This window comes from Phenylobacterium sp. (genome assembly GCF_041920015.1).
GTDB lineage: Bacteria > Pseudomonadota > Alphaproteobacteria > Caulobacterales > Caulobacteraceae > Phenylobacterium.
The window spans coordinates 1-2,971 of the sequence record NZ_JAYRST010000142.1 but is presented as its reverse complement, the minus strand read 5'-3'; the positions used below and the strand labels follow the sequence as shown (position 1 = coordinate 2,971).

The 2,971-nt window shown below is 68.4% G+C and carries 2 protein-coding genes and 1 pseudogene; 1 reads left to right on the top strand and 2 read right to left on the bottom strand.

Annotated elements, in window-relative coordinates:
• Together ACE3TL_RS16810 and ACE3TL_RS16805 are read right to left on the bottom strand one after the other, a co-directional pair.
• A pseudogene (locus ACE3TL_RS16810) lies at positions 1–144 on the bottom strand (2Fe-2S ferredoxin); the annotation flags it as partial.
• A 139-nt stretch (positions 145–283) separates the two neighbouring features.
• On the bottom strand, positions 284–844 hold the full coding sequence (locus ACE3TL_RS16805; RefSeq protein WP_374579805.1) for a chloramphenicol phosphotransferase CPT family protein: 561 nt from the start codon (positions 842–844) through the stop codon (positions 284–286).
• Between the two features lie 124 nt (positions 845–968).
• On the opposite strand from ACE3TL_RS16805, the gene cobT reads away from it, so the two are divergent.
• Entirely contained in the window at positions 969–2,921 is a 1,953-nt protein-coding gene (cobT, locus tag ACE3TL_RS16800; protein WP_374579804.1) for a cobaltochelatase subunit CobT, read from the top strand.
• Positions 2,922–2,971: the final 50 nt, after the last annotated feature.

The following is a 2,971-nucleotide window of genomic DNA, read 5'->3' as shown; positions in this document are numbered from 1 at the left end:
GGTCGCGCAGGCGCACGCCCCGCCGCAGTCGGCGTCGATCCCCGGAATGTTGTTCTTCACGGCCCCTTCCATGACGGTCCAGCCCTCCGGCGCATCGGCCGTGTGCTCGGTCCCGTCCGCCTGGATGTACAGAATCCGCGGCATGCTTCCTCGCCCTGGTTTTTTATCGTTGGCGACCGTCACGCACGCACGGCGCGCAGCCTTTTGACAATCGTTATCCGCCGGCTTGATCGAAGTCAATGACGGTTGACTTGTGGAAATCCGGCGGCGGCGTCTGCGCGCCCTATGCCGCCGCCTCAATGTCGAATGCGAGGCAGATACGGCGAGCATTCTCGAAGGGAGTCGTCGCCGTCGTGTCGATCTCAAGATCGTAAGTCAGGCCATTGTGCATCCGCGTGTATTGCCATCGCGATAGGCCAATCACCCGGTCGCCCCGCGCCCGCTCGCGCGCTTCAAGCACCTCCAACGGCGCGAACAGTCCGACAAACCGCAAGTCATGATGCTGCAGCAGCGCGCGATACTCGACATGTTCATCGCCCAGCATGACTTCGTCGACGATCAGGTCGTTGCCTTGATCTGCCAACGCCGCCACAGCATGGCGCATGCCCCGAAGGGCGCGCTCCAACACGGGCCCGGTCTCCACGGCGACAGAGGGATGCCCTGCCTCTTCGCCAATCTTGAACACAAGCCCATCGGCATGACCGATCAACTTCGCGGGCGTCATCTCGATGAAGGCGTCCATAGCCACGTGTAGAAACGGCTGCATTGCCATGGCTTGGAGCTCTCGGGCCGTCGAGGATTTACCGACGCTGCCGACGCCGTTGAGGATAATGACTTGGCTCACGATGTCCTGCCCTGGCCTCCTGGTTTCGGGATGCAATTGGGTCAGACACTAGATCGCCTGCTCCCCCGACGTCACCGCGCATTCCCTCTCGCCCCCGCGCGACCGGCGTTCTAAATGAACGGCCATGGCCAAGAACCCGGAAAGCCCCATCGAGCCCTTCAAGCGCGCCCTGGCCCAGGCCGCGCGCTCCCTGGCTGAGAAGCCGGACCTGGAGATCGTCTATTCGGGCGAGGGGCCGCAGCTCGCCGGCAACCGCGCGGTGCTGCCGCATCCGCCGCGCGACCTGACCCCGGCCGATGCCGCCCGCATCCGCGGCCTGGCCGATCAGATGGCCCTGCGCCTGGCCCACCACGACGTCGCCGCCCACGCCCGCGGCCGTCCAGCCTCGGCGCTCGGCGCGCCGGTCTACGACGCCCTGGAGCAGGCCCGCATCGAGGCGGTCGGCGCCAATGCGCTCGGCGGGGTGAAGGAGAACCTGCGCGCGGTGCACGAGCACGCCTGGGCCAAGAAGCCGCTGAACGAGCTCGAAGCCCTGGCCAATCCGCCCATGGCCGACGTGGTCGCCCTGCTGGCGCGCGAACGCATGACCGGCGAGCCGCCGCCCGCCATGGCCAGGCCCCTGGTCGACCTGTTCCGCGCCGACGTCGAGGCCAAGGCCGGCGCCGACCTCGACAAGCTAGTCGAGGCCGCGGGCGATCAGAAGGCCTTCGCCAGGATCGCCAGGACCATCCTGCGCGACCTCTCCATGGGCGATGACCTGACCGACGCCCCCGACCAGGCCGACGACGAGGATGGCGAGGGCGAAGACGGCGAGGCCGAGGCCCAGGACGACGGCGACGAGGGCGAAGGCGAGGGCCAGTCGCCCCAGCAGACCGCCACGGACGACAGCGAGTCGACGCACCGCGAGAGCGAGGACGCCGACAGCCAGATGATGCAGGCCGAGGAAGACCCCAACGCCGAGGACACCGACGAGCCCCCCGAGATGGGCGAGGGCGAACAGCCCGCCCGCCCCGATTCCAAGGGCGACGCCAAGGCGGCCGCCTACAAGGTCTTCACCACCGCGCATGACGAGGTGGTCGCCGCCGAGGAGCTGTGCGACCCCGAGGAGCTGACCCGCCTGCGCGCCTATCTGGACCAGCAGCTCGCCAGCCTCTCCAGCGTCGTCTCGCGCCTGGCCAACAAGCTGCAGCGCAAGCTGATGGCCCAGCAGAACCGCTCGTGGAGCTTCGACCTCGAAGAGGGCCTGCTCGACACCGCGCGCCTGACCCGCGTCATCACCGACCCCACCGCCTCTCTGGCCTTCAAGGAAGAGGAAGACACCCAGTTCCGCGACACGGTGGTCACCATCCTGATCGACAATTCCGGCTCCATGCGCGGCCGCCCGATCATGGTGGCCGCGGTCTGCGCCGACATCCTGGCCCGCACGCTGGAGCGCTGCGGCGTCAAGACCGAGATCCTCGGCTTCACCACCAGGGCCTGGAAGGGCGGCTCCTCGCGCGAAGACTGGCTGAAGGCCGGCAAGCCCGCCCAGCCGGGCCGGCTGAACGACCTGCGTCACATCATCTACAAGGCCGCCGACGCCCCCTGGCGGCGCGCACGCCGCAACCTCGGCCTGATGATGCGCGAGGGCCTGCTGAAAGAGAACATCGACGGCGAGGCCCTGATGTGGGCGCACCAGCGCCTGATCGGCCGGCCCGAGCAGCGCCGCATCCTGATGGTCATCTCCGACGGCGCCCCGGTCGACGACTCGACCCTGTCGGTGAACTCCGGCCACTACCTTGAGCGCCACCTGCGCGAGGTGATCGGCGAGATCGAGGGCAAGAGCCCGGTGCAGCTCATCGCCATCGGCATCGGCCACGACGTCACCCGCTACTACCGCCGGGCCGTGACCATCGTCGACGTGGAGCAACTGGCCGGCGTCATCGTCGACCAGCTCGCCGAGCTGTTCGACGAGGAGGTGCGCAAGGTCACCCGCAAGACCGCGAACCTGCTCGCCCCGCCGCCCAGCACCCAAGGCCCCGCCGGCGGCCCCGCCCGCCGCTCGACCTTCAAGGAAGTGCGGAGGGCAGTGGCATGATGCACGTCCTCAATTTCTCCCCCCCTGGGGGAGGTGGATCGCCGCGCCAG